This window comes from Microbispora sp. H13382 (genome assembly GCF_014161445.1).
In the GTDB taxonomy this organism is placed as follows: domain Bacteria; phylum Actinomycetota; class Actinomycetes; order Streptosporangiales; family Streptosporangiaceae; genus Microbispora.
Genome location: NZ_JABBXA010000028.1, coordinates 76,689 through 93,302, shown reverse-complemented (window position 1 = coordinate 93,302; position 16,614 = coordinate 76,689). Strand labels below are relative to the sequence as shown.

Sequence of the window (16,614 nt, the reverse complement as noted above, 5' to 3'; positions counted from 1 at the left end):
GTCACCGTCGACGGCTCCCCCGTCCACATCCTGGAGAGCGGCACGGGGCCCGCGGTGCTGATGCTGCACGGCTCCGGACCCGGTACGACCGGATCCGGAGCCTGGGCAACGACGGCACAGGCGCTGGGCACGTCCTGGCACCTGGTGGCTCCTGACCAGGCGGGGTTCGGCCGTACACCGATCCCGGCGGGCTCCAGGGGTGGGCTCCGGCTGTGGACGGAGCAGGCCGCGGGCCTGATGGATGCTCTCGGTGTCGAGCACTACGCCGTGGTGGGTCACTCCATGGGCGGTGTCGTGGCGCTGGCGTTGGCGGCCGCGCGTCCCCAGCAGGTCACCCGTGTCGTGGCGGTCTCGACGATGGGCGCCCCCGGGGCGCCGCTGTCCGCCGAGCTCGACGCGGTCTGGGCCGCCCCCGCCGGCCCGCCCGGGGCACGAGACATGTTGAGTCGCCTCGTCTTCGACCAAGCGCTCGTGACCGAGTCGGCCGTCGCTGCCCGTGCAGCTGCGATGGAAGCGGGGGCGGCCGCATACGCGTCGTTGTTCCCTCCACCTAGGGCACGTTGGGCCGACGACCTCACCCTCTCGGCGCAAACGCTGGCAGGGATCCGCGCGCCCGTGCTGCTCGTCCACGGCGCCGAGGACCGAGTCACCCCGCTCGGGACGGCAGCTCTGCCCCTGCTCGAACACCTGGCCGATGTCCGTCTGCACGTGCTCGGCCGATGCGGGCACGTGCCGGCGCTCGAGCACCCGCACGACTTCAGGCGACTCCTGTCGTGCTTCCTCGGCCGGGAACGAGGTCACTGATTGCTGCGACAGGTCCGCAGCCCGTGCTCAAGCAGATCAGCATGAAGCAGGCGTGATCCGCGCAGAAGCCAGCGCTCTTCCCGAGACCCGAGCCATGGCGAGGCAGTGGCCGAGGTCATCGCTCGACATGGTCGCATCGACATCCTCGTGAACAACGCCGGACGTAGCCACGTCGGTGCCGTGGAGGAAACCGGCGAGGCCGAGCAGCGGGCCCTGTTCGAGGTCCACTTCTTCGGCCCCGCCGGGCTGACCCGCGCCGCCCTTCCCCACCTGCGGGCACGACGGTCCGGCGCGATCGTGCAGGTCAGCAGCGTGGGAGGACGATTGTCGTTCGCGGGAATCTCCGCCTACGGGGCGACGAAGTTCGCGCTCGAAGGCTTCTCCGAAGCGCTACGGGCCGAGGTCGCCCATTGGGCGTAACCGTGCTCATAGTTCGGGCGTGGGCGGTTCTCCCCGGTAGACGCTCTCCCATCTCGCCAGCTCGCGGGCCTCCCGCTGGGCGACCTCCCTGATCGTCTCGGACGGTATGACGAGCACGCGCGTGACGTCCTCGTCAAGCACGATCACTCCGCCGCCGGCGATCGCCCCCATGGGGAGCTCCTCCCGGCCGGGCGTGCCGAGCTTGCGCACCAGGAACACGTCGAGCGGGTGGCCCAGCCCCGTCGCCACCTCGTACGCCACCGGCACGCCGCCGCACGGCAGTCCCGGGACGACGACGTCGGGGAGCCCGCGGTAGTGGTTGAGGAGTCGGCGCAAACGCGGAGGCCTGCCGGCCTATCCGACATGCACCCGGGGACGGTGCTCGGGATCCGGCTCGGCCTCCCGCAGGATCTCGCGGGTCATCGCCGGGACGTCGCCCACTCCGAACACCAGGTAACGCAGCATCGCGGCGACGGGGTTCTCCTCGGCCCAGTGGAAGTAGATGTGCGGCAGCTTGCGGAAGCGGTTCCGGATGTAGAGCAGCAGGGCGGCCAGCGCGTTCGGGATCGAGGAGCTCTCCAGCCGGAGGATCCGGTGCCCGTACCGCTCCTCGCCCCGGACGCGCAGCTCTGTCAGGAACTCCGACGCGTCCGGGACGGTGGCCTCCACGAACAGCACCGGCGTGGCGGGATCCAGCCGGTGGTTGCGCCACTGCTCACGCAGCTTCTCCTCGTACTCCGCCCGGTCGCGCCGCTGCGGCTCGTTGGCGATCAGGTGGACCTCGTCGCCGGGCACTTCGCGGAGGAACCGCTCCGCCAGGGGGTCGAGGACCACGCGGGTGACCCGCAGCTCGGTGGACCGGGTCGCTCGGGAGATCAGCGAGGTGACCACGATGGCCGCGATGAAGAACGACGCGATCTTGACACCGTCCGGCCGCTCGATCACGTTCGCCACCAGCGTGTACGTCAAGACGAGGGCGATGGCCGCGTACGCCGCCGTCGCCGCGCGCCTGCGACGCCGGTGGACCGAGACCGTGACCGCGACGGCCGCTGAGAGGATCAGCACGAGGACTCCGGTGGCGTACGCCCCGCCCTGCGCCGTCACGCTCGCCCGGAAGATCACTGTGATGGCGAACGCGACGGCCGTGAAGACCAGGACAAGCGGCCGGACCGCCCGCGTCCAGTCGGGGGCCATGCCGTACCGGGGAAGGTAACGGGGAACCAGGTTGAGCAGGCCTGCCATCGCGGAAGCGCCGGCGAACCACAGGATCGCGATCGTGCTCGCGTCGTACAGCGTGCCGAACCCGTTCCCAAGATAGGCGTGAGCCAGGTATGCCAGGGCCCGGCCGTTGGCCCTGCCGCCCTCCCGGAACTCCCGCAGCGGGATCAGCACGCTCGTGACGAAGCTGCTGGCGATCAGGAAGACGCTCATGACCAGGGCCACCGTCGTCAGCAGCCTTTTGGCTCCCCTGATCCGTCCCGCCAGGCCCCCCTTGATCAGCGGCATGACGGCCACCCCGGTCTCGAACCCAGACAGGCCGAGGGCGAGCTTGGGCATGACGAGCAGGGACAGCAGCACCATCGACGCCGGCCCGCCGTGCGAGGACAGCAGGGCCTGCTTCCAGTCCACGACCAGGACGGGCCGGTCGGCGACATGGAGCACGGCCGCCGTCACCACCACAACGTTGAGTGACAGGTAGACGCCCACGAGGACGACGGCGACGCCGATCGCCTCGCTGAAGCCCAGCAGGAACACGGCGCCGAGCAGCGCGAGCAGGCCGATCGTCACGGCGACCTGGTGCCCCTGGAGGGCACGCGGCGCGAAGGGGTTCTCCAGGATGTGCGCTGTCGCGTCGGCCGCCGACAGCGTCATCGTGATCACGAAGTCGGTGGCCGCGAACCCGAGTAGCACCAGGACGAACAGCTTGCCCCACCACCTCGGGGCGAGCCGCTCCAGCATCGCGACCGAGCCCTGGCCGTGCGGACTCTCCACCGCGACCCGCCGGTAGACCGGCAGCGCGCCGAACAGCGTCAGCGCGACGAGGAACAACGTCGCGACGGGCGACAGCAGACCCGCCGCCAGCGCGGCGATCCCCGGCTGGTAGCCCAGGGTGGAGAAGTAGTCGAGACCGGTGAGGCACATGACCCGCCACCAAGCGTGCCGCCTGTGCGGCGCCTCCACCACGTGGGGCCCGGCGGGCATCACGTCCTCGTGCTGAAGCCCTTCCAGGAGCCAGGAGCGGACGCTGTCCCTGGTCGCCATGCCGCCCACACTCGCCCTACTCCACGCATTCGCCGCCGACGGGGAGCCCCGTCTGCTCGGCGTGGCGGCGGATGATCCGCTGCGCAGTGACAATGTCCTTCAACGCCCCGTCGAGCCCGGTGAGCGGTGGTTCGTCCTGGGTGACAAACCGGTGGAAGGCCACCAGTTGCCGCTCGTACGCCTCCGCGAGGTCGCGGTAGGCGACCGTGCGCTCGGCCGTGCCGGTCCGCGACAGGACGGTGAGGCTCGTCGGGGCGTTCAGCAGGTAGTGGGTCGGGAAGCACAGTTCCAGCGAGCCGTGGTCGTGGTGTACGGCGATCGTCTCCCGGTAGACGGGGTAGTCCGGCAGGTGGTGCCAGCACAGGCCGTACCTGCCGCGCGCGGGGTCCGGCAGTCTCCCGCTCACCTCGATCGAGGGCGGGAAGACGTCGTCCGGCCAGACGGACACATGGTCCACGGTCGCGGGCGAGCCGACCAGCAGCCGCATGACGGACAGCTCGTGCCGGACGTCGCCGAGCAAGACCTGGGAGTAGAGGCGCCGCAGCCGTTCCGGGACCGTTCCCAGAGCCTCGATGATCGCCTCGTTGTCGGCTTCCAGGTAGGGGGCGAGCCGCTCGGACGCCGGCCTCGACACCCGGGCTCTGGCGAACAGGAGCTGCGACTCCTCGGAGGGGTGCAGGACGGTGGCGTCCAGACGGCGCACGGCCCTGGCGCCGCCGGCCTCGCTGAGCGCCGACAGCAGGCGCTGCGTGGCCGGATCGTACTGCTTCACATAACCCACCATCAGCCGCGCGTCGCCGGGGATGCGCGAAGCTCGGCCCGGCTGTAGGCGAGCGGCTTCTCGCACAGCACCCAGCAGCCGCAGGCGAGGGCCGCCTTCACGAGCGGCCCGTGAGAACCGGGCGTGAGGACGATCAGCGCGTCGAACCCGCCCGCCTCCAGCATGGCCATGGCGCGGTCGTAGGATCTGACGCCCAACTCCCGGCCGAGCGTCTCTGCGTGGTCGCCGTCAAGGTCGCACACGGCGGACACCTGGAAGATGTCCCGCCGCTTGGCGAGCAGCGGCAGGTACACGACCTGGGCCGCCACGCCCAACCCCACGAGAGCCACCTTCAACGCGCCCACGCTCTCACCCACTCCCACGACGGGCCGTCCCCCGGCCGCTCCCCCTCCTGGATCTCCCTCCAACCGGCGCTGGAGTTCGCGCTCACGAGCGCGTCGACGCGGTCGGCCAGGTACGCGTCGCGCTGGCCCGCGCTCATCGCGTCCCAGTCGGTCTGTGGAACCCGGATCTCCTCGCTGACGACGTCGTGCCTGCACTGGAAGAACAGCTCGACCGTCACCATGTCGCCCATGTCCTCTGACAGCATCGCTCAGTCCTCTGCCCGCCGAGCTGGGTGTAGAGCTCCAGCTGGTCGAAGTACATCCGGTGACTGATGATCTTGTCGTTGCCCACCGATCAGGTACTGGTGCCCCGGACGGCGACATGGCGGCCGGTTTGTTCCAGCACCTGGCCCCCGGGCAGCATGAAGGGCCCGGTGTGGCGCGTCGTGCAGCCTTTGCTTGAGCCAGCGGGCGTCCGGCATGCGCATGGCCCGTCCCCCTCACTGCCAACGGTCGGACCGCCGGGGCCCGCGGCCGCGACGGGAGGGTCAGCCGGTGCCGGCGGGATGCAGGACGACCTTGGTCCAACCGGGATCCCGCTGGTCGAAGTGCTCGTAGCCACCGGGCGCGTCGTCCAGATCCAGCTCGTGTGAGACGACCCACGACGGCCGGGCCTTCCCCTCGTGGATGAGGGTGCAGAGCTGCCGGTTGTAGTTCTTGACGTTGCACTGGCCGTTGCCCATGGTCTGGCCCTTGAACCAGAACATCCCGTAGTCGAAGGCGATCTCGCCCTGCTTGTAGAGGTCGTCGGGGCTGCCGGGATCCATGGCGATGAACACGCCCACGACCCCGATCGTCCCGGCGAACCTCACCGACTTGACGAGGTTGTTCAGCGTCATGTTGGGATGCTCGTGCCCCTGGGGGTCGTGCGCCTGGTAGCCCACGCACTCGCAGCCCCGGTCGGCGCCCCTGCCGTGCGTGAGCTCCATGACCTGGTCGACCGGCGACGTCTTGGAGTCGTCGATCGGGATCGCCCCGATCTCCTCGGCCTTGGCCAGCCGGTCCGGGTGGCGGTCCACGACCATCACCATGCCCGCGCTCTTGAACGTCGCGGAGTAGGCGGCCATCAGGCCGACCGGCCCCGCCCCGTAGATCACGACCGAGTCGCCGGCCTGCACACAGGCGAGCTGGGTCGCGTGCCAGCCGGTGGGCCAGATGTCGGCCAGCATGACGTAGTCGGTCTGCCTCTCCCGCGCGTCGTCCGGCAGGACCAGGCAGTTGAAGTCGCCGAACGGCACGCGCAGCAGCTCGGCCTGGCCGCCGTTGTACGGGCCCATGTCCGCGAAGCCGTACGCGGCCCCGTCCACCCCCGGCTCCGGGTTGGTGGTGAGGCAGAAGGCGGTCAGGCCTCTCTCGCAGTTGGCGCAGAAGCCGCACGCGACGTTGAACGGCACGCAGACCATGTCGCCGACGCGGACGCGTACTACTCCCGGCCCCACCTCGACCACCTCGCCGAGGTTCTCGTGGCCGAGGACACGGCCCGGCTCCAGGTCGGTCCGGCCTTCGTACATGTGCAGGTCCGACCCGCAGATGTTGGTCGTGGTGACACGGACCAGGACGTCGGTGGGCATCTCTATCCGCGCGTCCGGCACGTTCTTGACGCCGACCTGCCGGGGTCCCTCGTATACGACTGCCTTCATGATGTCCTCGCTTCTAGAGCAGCAGCTCGAAAAGGCGGATCACGCGCTCCCACTGCTCGGTCCTCGGATTCTTCAGGCCGGGATCGAGGATGGTGAACGTGCGCGCCAGCGCCAGCGACAGCCCGCCGACGATCTCGGGCAGCCGTTCCCTCACCTCCTCGCCGATGGACAGGTCGAGCGGAGGCAACGCCGCGAGCTGCTCCAGGATGGGCTTCAGCTCGATGTCCTCGTCGAGGTCGCGGAACCGGTGGATGCTCTCCTGGAGGCCCTTGGTGATGGGCAGGTCCCAGGTCTCGACGACGTCCCGGACGTTCGCCTTCGCGTGGGCCTGGCCGATCACCAGCAGGTCGTACAGCTTCTGGTTCACGAAGTCGCTGTAGCGCCGGAGATCCTCCTTGTCGACGTCGAGGCCCGCCGCCGTCCTGAAGAACCGCTCGAACCTCTGCACCGCCATCACTTCTGCCATCGCCAGTCCCCTTCCTCCCCGCGCGGGCGGCTCAGCCCCTCAGCTGAAGGTGTTCGTGCACGAGGCGCACGGCCATCGCGCCCTCGCCGACGGCCGACGCGACCCGTTTGATCGATCCGTTCCGCACGTCGCCGGCCGCGAACACACCCGCTCTGCTGGTCTCCAGTGGAAACGGCCGACCGGTGGAGTCCGGCACGCCCTTCCTGCCGGAACGAGCGGCGTCCAGCCCGGTCAGGATGTATCCCCGGGAGTCGAGCGCGACCTCGTTGGCCGGCCACCGGGTGTACGGCTCCGCACCGATGAAGACGAACATCGCGCGGGCCTCGGCGGTGAACCGCTCCCCGGTGACGTTGTGCTCGACGACGACCGCCTCGAGCGTCTCCCGCCCGGCCAGCCGCCGGACCTGGGTGTTCAGCATCACCTGAATGCCGGGGTGTTGTTCGATCTCGACCGCCAGGTAGCGGGACATGTTCCTGGTCAGCTCGCCGTCGCGTACGAGCAGGCGGACAGAGGCGACGTGGTGGGCGAGGAACAGCGCGGCCTGGCCGGCCGAGTTACCGCCGCCCACGACGACGACCGGGTCCCGGCTGCACGTCTGTGCCTCGAACGCGGTGGCCGCGTAGTAGACGCTGGTCGCCTCAAACCTCTCCAGGTCGGGCACGACGAGCCTCCGGTAGCGGACGCCTGTCACGATGAGCAGCGTGCGGGCGTGGACCGTCGTGCCCTCCTTCAGGGTGACGAGGTGATGGCCTTCGTGCGCTCGCAGCGTGCACGCCTCCGCCGGGACGCAGAGCTCCGCGCCGAACTTGCGGGCCTGGATCATCGCCCGCTCGGCCAGCTCGCCACCGGAGATCCCGGCGGGGCGCTCGCCGTGGGCGGCCAGCGTCCGTATCTGCACATCGCTCAGCCGGGGGTAGGCGCCCTGCAGATCGGGCGACTCGGTGAGCTCATCCGGCCAGCGCATCGCCGACCCACTTCCGCAACACGGGCGCCGGCGCCGCACCGGCCCGCTGGGCCACGACCCGCCCCAGCCGGAGGACGACGAGCGTCGGCACGGCTCGCACGTCGAAGCGCCGCGATGTCTCGGGCGCCTCGTCGATGTTCACCTTCACCAGCTTGATCCGCCCGGCCAGCTCGGTGGCGACCTGTTGGAGCGCCGGGCTCACCGTGCGGCAGGGCCCACACCAGGACGCCCAGAAGTCGACGACGACCGGAATCCGCGCCGCCTCGGCGACCTCGGCGAAGTCCTCGTCCCCCGCGTCCACCACCCAGGGCAGCGACTCGCGGCACTCGCCACAGCGCGGCGCTCCCGCCCCCGCCTTGGGCACGCGGTTGTTCCGGCCGCAGTGCGGGCACCGGACGACGCTCGACTCCACGACCTTCGGCGGCATCGGTCAGCCCTCCGGGTTCTCGTACGTGACCACGATCTCGCCGCCGGACAGTTCCACCCGGATGGTCGCGCCGTCGCGGACGTCGCCGGCGACCAGCGCCCGCGCGACCCGGGTCTCCACCTCGCGGGCGATGTAACGCCGCAGCGGGCGGGCTCCGTAGATCGGGTCGAACCCGCGCTCGGCGATGTGGCGGACCGCCTCCGGGCTGATCTCGAGCGTCATCCTGCGCTCGGCGAGCCGCGCTCTGATGTCGTTGAACATCAGCTTGACGATCTGCTCGATCTCGGCCTCGGTGAGCGGCTTGAACAGCACGATGTCGTCGATGCGGTTGAGGAACTCGGGGCGGAAGCGGGCACGCAGCTCCGCCATGACCATCTCGCGCACCTCCGGGTCGATCTCGCCCGACGGCGCCGCCTTCTCGCTGAGGTAGTGCGAGCCGATGTTGGACGTCATGATGATCACGGTGTTGCGGAAGTCGACCGTGCGCCCCTGGGCGTCGGTGAGCCGCCCGTCGTCCAGCACCTGCAGCAGGGTGTTGAACACGTCCGTGTGTGCCTTCTCGATCTCGTCGAAGAGCACCACGGAGTAGGGCTTGCGCCGCACGGCCTCGGTGAGCTGGCCGCCCTCCTCGTAGCCGATATACCCGGGCGGGGCGCCGACAAGGCGGCTGACGGTGTGGCGCTCCTGGTATTCGCTCATGTCGACGCGGACGATGTTCTCCTCGGTGTCGAACAATGCCTCGGCCAGCGTCTTGGCCAGCTCGGTCTTGCCGACTCCGGTCGGCCCGAGGAAGATGAACGACCCGATCGGGCGGCGGGGGTCCTTGATCCCCGAGCGCGCCCGGATGATGGCGTCGGCGACCGCCCGCACGGCCTCGTCCTGGCCGATCACCCGCTGGTGCAGGATCTCGTCGAGCCGTAGCAGCTTCTCCCGCTCGCCCTCCTGCAGGCGGCTGATCGGGATGCCGGTCCACCGCGACACGATGCCGGCGATCTCCTCCTCGGTCACCACCTCGCGCAGCAGCCGGTGCCCGCCCTGCTTGCTCTCCAGCTGTTCCTCCGCGGCACGCAGCCTGCGCTCCAGTTCGGGAAGCCTGCCGTGTCGCAGCTCGGCCGCGCGGTTCAGGTCGTACATGCGCTCGGCCTGCTCGGCCTCCCGGCGTACGCTCTCGATCTCCTCGCGCAGCTGCTGCACCTTGCGCAGGGCGTGCCGCTCGGCCTCCCACTGGGCCCGCATGGCGTCGGCTTCGGCCCGCAGGTCGGCCAGCTCCTTGCGTAGCGTCTCCAGGCGCTCCCGGCTCGCCGGGTCGTCCTCCTTGGCGAGCGCCGCCTCCTCGATCTCCAGCCGCGTCACCCGGCGGGTCAGCTCGTCCAGCTCTGCGGGCATCGAGTCGATCTCCGTACGGAGCATGGCGCACGCCTCGTCGACCAGGTCGATCGCCTTGTCAGGGAGGAAGCGGTCGGAGATGTAGCGGTGGCTCAGCACGACCGCGGCGACGATCGCGCCGTCCTGGATCTTCACGCCGTGGAAGACCTCGAGACGCTCGCGCAGCCCGCGCAGGATGGAGATGGAATCCTCGACTGACGGCTCGTCGACGAAGACGGGCTGGAAGCGGCGCTCCAGGGCAGCGTCCTTCTCGATGTGCTTGCGATACTCCGTCACGGTCGTCGCGCCGATCATGTGCAGCTCGCCGCGGGCCAGCATCGGCTTCAGCATGTTGCCGGCGTCCATCGCCCCCTCGGCGGCGCCCGCGCCGACCACCGTGTGCACCTCGTCGACGAACAGCAGGATGCGTCCCTCGGACGCCGTCACCTCGGTGAGCACGGCCTTCAGGCGCTCCTCGAACTCGCCGCGGTACTTCGCCCCCGCGACGAGCGCGCCCATGTCCAGGCTGAAGATCGTCTTGTCCTTCAGGCCCTCCGGTACGTCGCCGCGCGCGATGCGCTGCGCGAGGCCCTCCACGATCGCCGTCTTGCCCACGCCTGGGTCGCCGATCAGGACCGGGTTGTTCTTGCTCTTGCGGGACAGGATCTGGACGACCCGGCGGATCTCGCCGTCCCGCCCGATGACCGGGTCGAGCTTGTCCGCCCGCGCCGCGGCGACGAGGTCGCGCCCATACTTCTCAAGCGCCTCGTAGGCGACCTCCGGATTGGCGGAGGTCACCCGCTGATTCCCGCGTGCCTGCGTCAGGACCTGCAGGAAGCGCTCACGGGTCAGCCCGTGTCCCTTGAGCAGCCGGCCCGCCGCGCTGTCGACGCCCTCGTCCAGCAGCGCCATCAGCAGGTGCTCGACCGACACGTACTCGTCCTTCAGCCGGCCGGCCTCCCGCTCGGCGGCATCGAACAGCCGCGACAGCCGTTGGGTGACGTAGACCTGGCCGGGGGCGACGCCGGGACCGGTGACGCGGGGCCGCCGCTCCAGCTCGTGCTCCAGTTCGAGCCGGAGCTTGTCCGGGTCGGCGCCGGCGGCGGACAGCAGGCGCGGGACGAGCCCGTCGGGCTGCCGGACCAGCGCCAACAGCAGGTGCTCCCCGTCGACCTCGGTGTGTCCGAAGCGGATCGCCGCGGTCTGGGCGTCGTGCAGGGCCTCCTGCGACTTCTGCGTCAGGCGGTTCAGGTCCACGATCTGTCTCCGGTCCTTCTCGTATTGGTGCGCAGAGCCGCCTCCAGCTCCGCGATGCGGTCCAGGAGGTCCGTCACGAGGCCGAGGGAGGCGTAGTTGACGGCGAGCCCGGCGTGCAGGCGCTGAAGGCGCCCCACGGCGGCGACCTGGGTGGGCGGGAAGCACAGGCCGCCCGAGAAGCCGGTCCAGGCGTCGATCAGCCCGAGCGCCACCAGGCGACGCACCAGTTCCGGGTGCAGTCCCGTGGCCCGGGAGAAGGACTCCAGGTCCAGGTGCCCGACGTCCACCTGGGCGAGCCGGACGAGCGGATAGGTCATGACGGGCTCCTCGGGTTGAACGCCGAGATCCTGGCCAGTTGCTCGTACAGGCGGCGCTCCTCGTCGCCGAGCGTGGGCGGCACCATGATCCGGACCTCGGCCAGCAGGTCTCCGGGCCGGCCGCGCGGGTTCGGCATGCCCTGTCCGCGCAGGCGCAGGCGGCGCCCGGACGAGGTGCCCGGCGGCACCTTGACCTTCGCCTCCCCGCCGGGCGTGTCCACCGCTACAGTCGCCCCCAGCGCGGCCTCCGACGGCGTCAGCGGGAGGCGGACGTGGATGTCGCGCCCCTCGAGGCGGTAGCGGGGGTGGTCGGCGATCCGCGCGATCAGGTAGAGGTCGCCCGCCCTGGCGCCGTCGCTGCCCGCGCCGCCCTGGCCCGCGAGCCGGATCCGCTGGCCGTCGGTCACGCCAGGGGGAATGTTCACCTGGAGGGTCCGCCCGCCTCCCGGGCCGGGGATCGTGATGCTCCGCCGGCCGCCGCGGTAAGCCTCCTCCACCGTGAGCGGCAGCTCGGCCTCCTGGTCGGCGCCGGGCACCGGGCCCCAGGCGCGGCCGGTCGCGCCTCGCCTGCGCCTGGCGAAGACGCCACCGAGCAGGTCTTCGAGGTCGATGCCCTCGAAGCCCTCGCCGGTGGTGAAGTGGATCTCCTCCCCGCCGGGTCCGCGCGCCCAGGCGGGCCCCGGCCCCGCCCAGCCCGGCCCCGCGCCGGCTCCCGCTCCGGCGCGGGCGCGCGCGTACGCCGCCGGGTCCACACCCTCGGGCACCCGGCGGAAGTCTGGCCCGAACGCGTCGTACCGCCGCCGCGTCCCGGGGTCCGACAGCACCTCGTACGCCTCCGAGACCTCCTTGAAGCGGTCCTCGGCGTCCGGGGCCTTGTTGACGTCGGGATGGTAGGTGCGGGCCAGCTTCCGGTAGGCCCGCTGGATCTCGTCCTGGTCCGCCGTTCTCGGGACGCCCAGGATCTCGTAGAAGTCGCGCTCCGCCATCACTCGTCGGCTTTCGTGGAGACGACGACGGAGGCCGGGCGTAGTTGCAGCGCGCCGTCGCCGTAGCCGGGCCGTACGACGTCGACGACGGTGCCGGCGTCGACGTCCGGGACGGCGACCGTACTGACGGCCTCGTGCCTGGCCGGGTCGAATCGCGTCCCGACGTCGTCCCTGCGCGGGAAGCCGAGACGCGCGAGCACGCCGACCGCCTGGTCGCGGACGGCCCGGACCCCCTCGATCACCGCGTCGGCGTCGGCGCCCGCGTGCTTCAGCGCGAGTTCGAGGTTGTCGATCACCGGCAGCCACTCGGCCGCGACACGCGTACGCTCCTCGATCCGCTGCCGGTCCATGTCGCGCGCGACACGCTTGCGGAGGTTGTCGAGGTCGGCGACGGCGCGCAGCCACCGGTCCTCCAGCTCGGCGAGCTTCTCCGCAACGGGCTCCTCGACGGCCTGCCGGGGCTCCGGAGGTGGTGTCTCATTCCGCTCGGTCATGTCATGTCACGGGCTATTCGGAGCTGGTGAACTCGGCGTCGATGACGTCCTCGTCCGAGGGGCCGGCGGCGGCCTGGCCGGGCCCGGCCTGAGCCGGCCCCTGGGTCTGGGCCTGGCTCTGGGCCTGGGCGGCGGACGCCGCCACGCCGAGGCCGTGGTAGACCTGCTGCAGCTCCGCGGTCAGGCCGCGCAGCCGGTCGACGGGCACCTCTTCCTTGATCGCCTGACGCGCCTCCATGATCAGCTGCTCGGCCCGCGCCTTCTCGTGCACCGGGACGGCCTCGCCCAGCTCCGACAGCCGGCGTTCCACCTGGTGGGCGACCGAGTCCAGCTCGTTGCGCGCGTCGATCGCGGCGCGAAGCTGCGCGTCCTCGGCGCGGTGCCGCTCCGCGTCGGCGATCATCCGGTCGATCTCGCTCTTGTCCAGGTTGGAGCTCTCGCTGATCGTGATGCGCTGCTCGGCGCCGGTGTCCTTGTCCTTGGCGGAGACGTTCAGGATGCCGTTGGCGTCGATGTCGGTGGTGACCTCGATCTGCGGCACCCCGCGCGGCGCGGGCCGGATGTTCTCCAGCCGGAACCGGCCGAGCACCCGGTTGTCGGCGGCCCGCTCGCGCTCGCCCTGCAGGATGACCACGTCCACGGCCGACTGGTTGTCGTCCGCCGTGCTGAACGTCTCCGTGCGGCGGGCCGGGATCGTGGTGTTCCTGTCAATGATCTTCGTCATCACGCCGCCGAGCGTCTCGACGCCGAGCGACAGAGGAGTGACGTCGAGCAGCACGACGTCCTTCAGCTCGCCCTTGATGATGGCGGCCTGGACGGCCGCGCCGACGGACACGACCTCGTCCGGGTTGACCGTCATGTTCGGTTCCTTGCCCGTCAGCCGCCGCACGAGTTGCTGCACGGCCGGCATGCGGGTGGAGCCGCCGACGAGGATCACCTCGTCGAGGTCGTTCGTCGTCAGCTTCGCGTCGGCCATGGCCTGCTCCACCGGGCCCCGGCAGCGTTCGAGCAGGTCGTGGGTGATCTGCTCGAAGGTCGAGCGCATGAGCGTCGTGTTCAGGTGTTTGGGGCCGGTCGCGTCGGCCGTGATGAACGGCAGGCTGACCTGCGTCTGGGTGACCGCCGACAGCTCCACCTTGGCCTTCTCCGCGGCCTCGAACAGCCGCTGGAGGGCCTGCGGATCGCGCCGCAGGTCGATGCCCTGCTGCTTGTGGAACTCGTCGGCCAGGTGGTCGACGATGCGCCGGTCGAAGTCGTCGCCGCCCAGATGAGTGTCGCCCGAGGTGGCACGGACCTCGATGACGCCCTCGCCGATGTCGAGGACGCTGACGTCGAACGTGCCCCCGCCCAGGTCGAACACGAGAACGGTCTCGTTGCCCTTCTTGTCCAGGCCGTATGCCAGGGCCGCCGCGGTCGGCTCGTTGATGATCCGCAGGACCTCCAGGCCGGCGATCTTGCCGGCGTCCTTGGTGGCCTGCCGCTGCGCGTCGTTGAAGTACGCGGGCACCGTGACGACGGCCTCGTTGACCTTCTCCCCCAGGAACTTCCCGGCGTCCGAGGCCAGTTTGCGCAGCACGAAGGCGGAGATCTCCTCCGGCGCGTACAGCTTGTCGCGCACCTTGAACCGCACGGCGCCGTCCGGGCCCGGCACGACGTCGAACGAGACGGCCTTGATCTCGCTCTGCACCTCGTCGAACTTGCGCCCGATGAAGCGCTTGGCCGAATAGATCGTGCCCTTCGGGTTGAGGATCGCCTGGCGTCTGGCCATCTGGCCCACCAGCACCTCGCCCTGGTCCGTGAAGGCCACCACCGAGGGAGTCGTGCGCGACCCCTCGGCGTTCGGGACGACCGTCGGATGCGCGTCCTCGGTGGTCGCGATGACCGAGTTCGTCGTGCCTAGGTCGATGCCCACCGCCTTGGCCATGTCCTCATCCCCCTCCTGGCGCTCACCTGAGCGCAGCGGTCTCACGAGCGTGCGTGAGCACGCGCCGGGCCTCGTCGGCGAACTCGAGGTCCACGAGGATGTCGTAGTGGTCGGCGACGACCGCAGGCATCGAGGCGAACGTCCGGTGCTGCACCACGTGACTGATCGCACCCCAGACGAGGCCGAAGACCAGCCCGAGCACGATCGAGGAGCCGATGGCCCATCCGGCCCACGGGCTGAAGATCGCGAATATCAAGCCGATGAGAAGACCGATCCAGCCGCCGGTACCGGCGCCGGTGACGAGTGCTCTGCCGAGGCCCCATCGCCCGAGCACCTTCTCCTCCCACCGCAGATCGCAGCCCACGATGGTGACGTGTGCGATCGGGAAGTCGTGGCGGGCCAGGACGTCTACCGCGTGCTGGGCCGCGTCGTAGCTGCTGTAGGTGGCCAGCACCACCTTGTGGGGCCCTGCTGTTCTCGGGACGCTCACGGGACCAACCCCCTCGGCTATTCCAGCTCGTGAAACTCGCTCCGCCGCCGATGCGCATCGGCCGGAGCGGGAGAACCGGAATCCACGCCACCTTCGACGTTGGCGGTATCAGAGCTCTACCAGCGAGAACAATCCCTATGACGCGTGTCCCCCCGTCGGCTTGTGGAACACCCGACGGGATTTTCGTCTCCCATACCAGGATCCCGCCTGCCGTTCCCTCGCACCACCCTTCCCGGCCCTCATCTGCCTCCCATGAGCAGTAGCAGGTCGCCCAGGGGGAGCGCCAGGTGCGAAGCAACTCCGTACTGGTCAGGCGTTGTGGCTCCCCGAATTTCCCCCTTCCCGTCCCGCCGGACGGCCCGGGTCATGTATCCGCGCGAAGACCTGCTGGTACAAGCGTTCGTAGGCCTCGGTCATCACCGGAACGTCGAAGCGTTGCAGCGCGTAGGCCCTCCTTGCGCGCACAGAACGGGAACGTGGCGAAATCCACGGCATTGTGCACCTGCGCGACCCAATTGAGGTCGGGTGCGCTCGCCCGCTGCGAGGTGCTCCGCCCTGGCAGCGTGCACGACTTCCGGATCCTCGCCGACGGCGGCTCGTTGTAGGTGCGCCGATCGACTCCGTCGCCCGCGCCGATCACGGTCACCCGGTGCCCGCGGACGAGCAGTCCGCGGACGAGATCCGCCGTCATCGACTCGATGCCGCCGTACCCCTTAGGCGGGATGTCGTACCACGGCGGGGCGACCATCGCGATGTGCAATGCCTGCCGTGCCCGTTCCGAAACGTTTCGCAGGTCCACGGAGACCTCTGGCAGCCTGCAGCCCGAGCGGTGCCGGAGGCGGCTGTCCACACCTTCTCACCTGGGCCGGACTCCATGCGCACGGAGGGCGGAACCGCGGTCACGACGGTCTGAGACGACCGCCGTGACCGGACGCGGGACCGCCTGGCCGGGTCTGTGACGTGTCAGGGCCTCCGCGGGAAGAGGTGACCTGCTACTGTGACGCGGTTTCGAGGACCTGCCGGAGTTCATGGAGCACCTGGAGCGGCGAGCCCGCCCGTCGCCCGCTCACGGACGGGGAAGCAGGGCCCAGTACTCGTCCGGCAACTGGACGGTGATGTCGAAGAACTCCTTGTCCGTAATGGCCTCGCGCAACGTGGCGAACACGGCGGCGGCATGTTCCCGCGCCTGGTCAAGGGACACGCCCTCTCGTTCAGCCACCCGGCGCAGAAACTCTTCCAGCCCCATCCGTGTGGCCGTACCGAAGCGACCGGCGATGCCCCGCCTCAGTGGTGGGTGCAGCCGGACCGGCAGTTCGCGGGATGAGGTCCCTGACCTCGCCTGCGGCGATGCGCCCCGCGAGCGTCTCCAGCACGGCCGCGGTGGCGCGTTCGGCACCCTCGGCGTCGAGACCGGTCCGACTGGCGACCCTGCTGAGGATCTCCGAGGACCGCATGACCTCCACGTGCCGCCGCTGGGCCTCGGCCACCAGGGAGTCGAATTCCTCCGGCAGGTCCGCCGACAGGTCGGCCACCTCCTTGGCGTCCAGGGCACCGGCCAGCGCCCAGAAGACGGCTCGCGCGTGCCGTTCGGCCTCCTCGACGTCCACCTGCTCCCGCTCGGCCACGCGTGTGTC

19 protein-coding genes are annotated in these 16,614 nt (G+C 70.3%); 2 read left to right on the top strand and 17 right to left on the bottom strand.

Annotated features, from left to right (window positions below; genetic code table 11):
- A partial coding sequence (locus HHX41_RS36655) for an alpha/beta fold hydrolase (RefSeq protein ID WP_182909615.1) occupies positions 1 to 804 on the top strand: 804 nt, incomplete at its 5' end.
- A 105-nt stretch (positions 805 to 909) separates the two neighbouring features.
- Positions 910 to 1,224, top strand: a complete 315-nt coding sequence (locus HHX41_RS36650; protein ID WP_310742340.1) for an SDR family NAD(P)-dependent oxidoreductase — start codon at positions 910 to 912, stop codon at positions 1,222 to 1,224.
- Between the two features lie 6 nt (positions 1,225 to 1,230).
- Here HHX41_RS36650 and HHX41_RS36645 read toward each other — a convergent pair whose 3' ends face one another.
- The 17 genes from HHX41_RS36645 to HHX41_RS40010 form a co-directional block, all read right to left on the bottom strand.
- Positions 1,231 to 1,560 carry a hypothetical protein gene (locus HHX41_RS36645; RefSeq protein WP_182909614.1) on the bottom strand — a complete coding sequence of 110 codons (330 nt, stop codon included), beginning with the start codon at positions 1,558 to 1,560 and terminating at the stop codon, positions 1,231 to 1,233.
- An 18-nt stretch (positions 1,561 to 1,578) separates the two neighbouring features.
- Complete coding sequence (locus HHX41_RS36640; RefSeq protein ID WP_182909613.1) at positions 1,579 to 3,486, bottom strand: amino acid transporter; 1,908 nt, start codon at positions 3,484 to 3,486, stop codon at positions 1,579 to 1,581.
- Between the two features lie 16 nt (positions 3,487 to 3,502).
- On the bottom strand, positions 3,503 to 4,258 hold the full coding sequence (locus HHX41_RS36635) for a hypothetical protein (protein WP_182909612.1): 756 nt from the start codon (positions 4,256 to 4,258) through the stop codon (positions 3,503 to 3,505).
- A gap of 11 nt (positions 4,259 to 4,269) precedes the next feature.
- On the bottom strand, positions 4,270 to 4,587 hold the full coding sequence (locus tag HHX41_RS36630) for a Gfo/Idh/MocA family oxidoreductase (RefSeq protein WP_182909611.1): 318 nt from the start codon (positions 4,585 to 4,587) through the stop codon (positions 4,270 to 4,272).
- 11 nt (positions 4,588 to 4,598) lie between these two features.
- The gene (locus tag HHX41_RS36625) at positions 4,599 to 4,856 is read right to left on the bottom strand and encodes a hypothetical protein (protein ID WP_182909610.1); all 258 of its coding nucleotides are present in this window, start codon (positions 4,854 to 4,856) and stop codon (positions 4,599 to 4,601) included.
- Positions 4,857 to 5,138: 282 nt separating this feature from the next.
- Positions 5,139 to 6,290 (bottom strand): glutathione-independent formaldehyde dehydrogenase, encoded by a 1,152-nt coding sequence (locus HHX41_RS36620; RefSeq protein WP_182909609.1) that lies wholly within the window; start codon positions 6,288 to 6,290, stop codon positions 5,139 to 5,141.
- Positions 6,291 to 6,303: 13 nt separating this feature from the next.
- A complete protein-coding gene (locus tag HHX41_RS36615; protein WP_182909608.1) occupies positions 6,304 to 6,756 on the bottom strand; it encodes a DUF1931 family protein in 453 nt (150 codons plus the stop codon).
- Between the two features lie 31 nt (positions 6,757 to 6,787).
- Positions 6,788 to 7,720 carry an NAD(P)/FAD-dependent oxidoreductase gene (locus HHX41_RS36610; RefSeq protein WP_182909607.1) on the bottom strand — a complete coding sequence of 311 codons (933 nt, stop codon included), beginning with the start codon at positions 7,718 to 7,720 and terminating at the stop codon, positions 6,788 to 6,790.
- Positions 7,704 to 8,147 (bottom strand): thioredoxin, encoded by a 444-nt coding sequence (gene trxA, locus HHX41_RS36605; protein WP_220504750.1) that lies wholly within the window; start codon positions 8,145 to 8,147, stop codon positions 7,704 to 7,706. Before trxA ends, HHX41_RS36610 begins: the two co-directional genes overlap by 17 nt.
- A 3-nt stretch (positions 8,148 to 8,150) precedes the next feature.
- The gene (gene clpB, locus HHX41_RS36600) at positions 8,151 to 10,769 is read right to left on the bottom strand and encodes an ATP-dependent chaperone ClpB (RefSeq protein ID WP_182909606.1); all 2,619 of its coding nucleotides are present in this window, start codon (positions 10,767 to 10,769) and stop codon (positions 8,151 to 8,153) included.
- On the bottom strand, positions 10,760 to 11,086 hold the full coding sequence (locus tag HHX41_RS36595) for a chaperone modulator CbpM (RefSeq protein ID WP_182909605.1): 327 nt from the start codon (positions 11,084 to 11,086) through the stop codon (positions 10,760 to 10,762). Before HHX41_RS36595 ends, clpB begins: the two co-directional genes overlap by 10 nt.
- Positions 11,083 to 12,072 (bottom strand): DnaJ C-terminal domain-containing protein, encoded by a 990-nt coding sequence (locus HHX41_RS36590; protein ID WP_182909604.1) that lies wholly within the window; start codon positions 12,070 to 12,072, stop codon positions 11,083 to 11,085. The genes HHX41_RS36595 and HHX41_RS36590 overlap by 4 nt, the downstream gene beginning before the upstream one ends.
- On the bottom strand, positions 12,072 to 12,566 hold the full coding sequence (locus tag HHX41_RS36585; RefSeq protein WP_169988667.1) for a nucleotide exchange factor GrpE: 495 nt from the start codon (positions 12,564 to 12,566) through the stop codon (positions 12,072 to 12,074). The genes HHX41_RS36590 and HHX41_RS36585 overlap by 1 nt, the downstream gene beginning before the upstream one ends.
- A gap of 13 nt (positions 12,567 to 12,579) precedes the next feature.
- Positions 12,580 to 14,490, bottom strand: a complete 1,911-nt coding sequence (gene dnaK / locus HHX41_RS36580) for a molecular chaperone DnaK (protein ID WP_169988665.1) — start codon at positions 14,488 to 14,490, stop codon at positions 12,580 to 12,582.
- A gap of 22 nt (positions 14,491 to 14,512) precedes the next feature.
- Positions 14,513 to 14,980, bottom strand: a complete 468-nt coding sequence (locus HHX41_RS36575) for a general stress protein (protein ID WP_182909603.1) — start codon at positions 14,978 to 14,980, stop codon at positions 14,513 to 14,515.
- Positions 14,981 to 16,046: 1,066 nt separating this feature from the next.
- The gene (locus tag HHX41_RS41400; RefSeq protein ID WP_310742341.1) at positions 16,047 to 16,256 is read right to left on the bottom strand and encodes a DUF2267 domain-containing protein; all 210 of its coding nucleotides are present in this window, start codon (positions 16,254 to 16,256) and stop codon (positions 16,047 to 16,049) included.
- Positions 16,192 to 16,605 (bottom strand): DUF2267 domain-containing protein, encoded by a 414-nt coding sequence (locus HHX41_RS40010; RefSeq protein ID WP_310742339.1) that lies wholly within the window; start codon positions 16,603 to 16,605, stop codon positions 16,192 to 16,194. Before HHX41_RS40010 ends, HHX41_RS41400 begins: the two co-directional genes overlap by 65 nt.
- Between the last annotated feature and the right edge of the window lie 9 nt (positions 16,606 to 16,614).

Coding starts and splice junctions, on each gene's coding strand:
- HHX41_RS36640 (WP_182909613.1), bottom strand. CDS start 3,486: ATGGCGACCAGGGACAGCGTCCGCTCCTGGCTCCTGGAAGGGCTTCAG.
- HHX41_RS36625 (WP_182909610.1), bottom strand. CDS start 4,856: ATGCTGTCAGAGGACATGGGCGACATGGTGACGGTCGAGCTGTTCTTC.
- HHX41_RS36620 (WP_182909609.1), bottom strand. CDS start 6,290: ATGAAGGCAGTCGTATACGAGGGACCCCGGCAGGTCGGCGTCAAGAAC.
- HHX41_RS36615 (WP_182909608.1), bottom strand. CDS start 6,756: ATGGCAGAAGTGATGGCGGTGCAGAGGTTCGAGCGGTTCTTCAGGACG.
- HHX41_RS36610 (WP_182909607.1), bottom strand. CDS start 7,720: ATGCGCTGGCCGGATGAGCTCACCGAGTCGCCCGATCTGCAGGGCGCC.
- trxA (WP_220504750.1), bottom strand. CDS start 8,147: ATGCCGCCGAAGGTCGTGGAGTCGAGCGTCGTCCGGTGCCCGCACTGC.
- HHX41_RS36595 (WP_182909605.1), bottom strand. CDS start 11,086: ATGACCTATCCGCTCGTCCGGCTCGCCCAGGTGGACGTCGGGCACCTG.
- HHX41_RS36590 (WP_182909604.1), bottom strand. CDS start 12,072: ATGGCGGAGCGCGACTTCTACGAGATCCTGGGCGTCCCGAGAACGGCG.
- HHX41_RS36585 (WP_169988667.1), bottom strand. CDS start 12,566: ATGACCGAGCGGAATGAGACACCACCTCCGGAGCCCCGGCAGGCCGTC.
- dnaK (WP_169988665.1), bottom strand. CDS start 14,490: ATGGCCAAGGCGGTGGGCATCGACCTAGGCACGACGAACTCGGTCATC.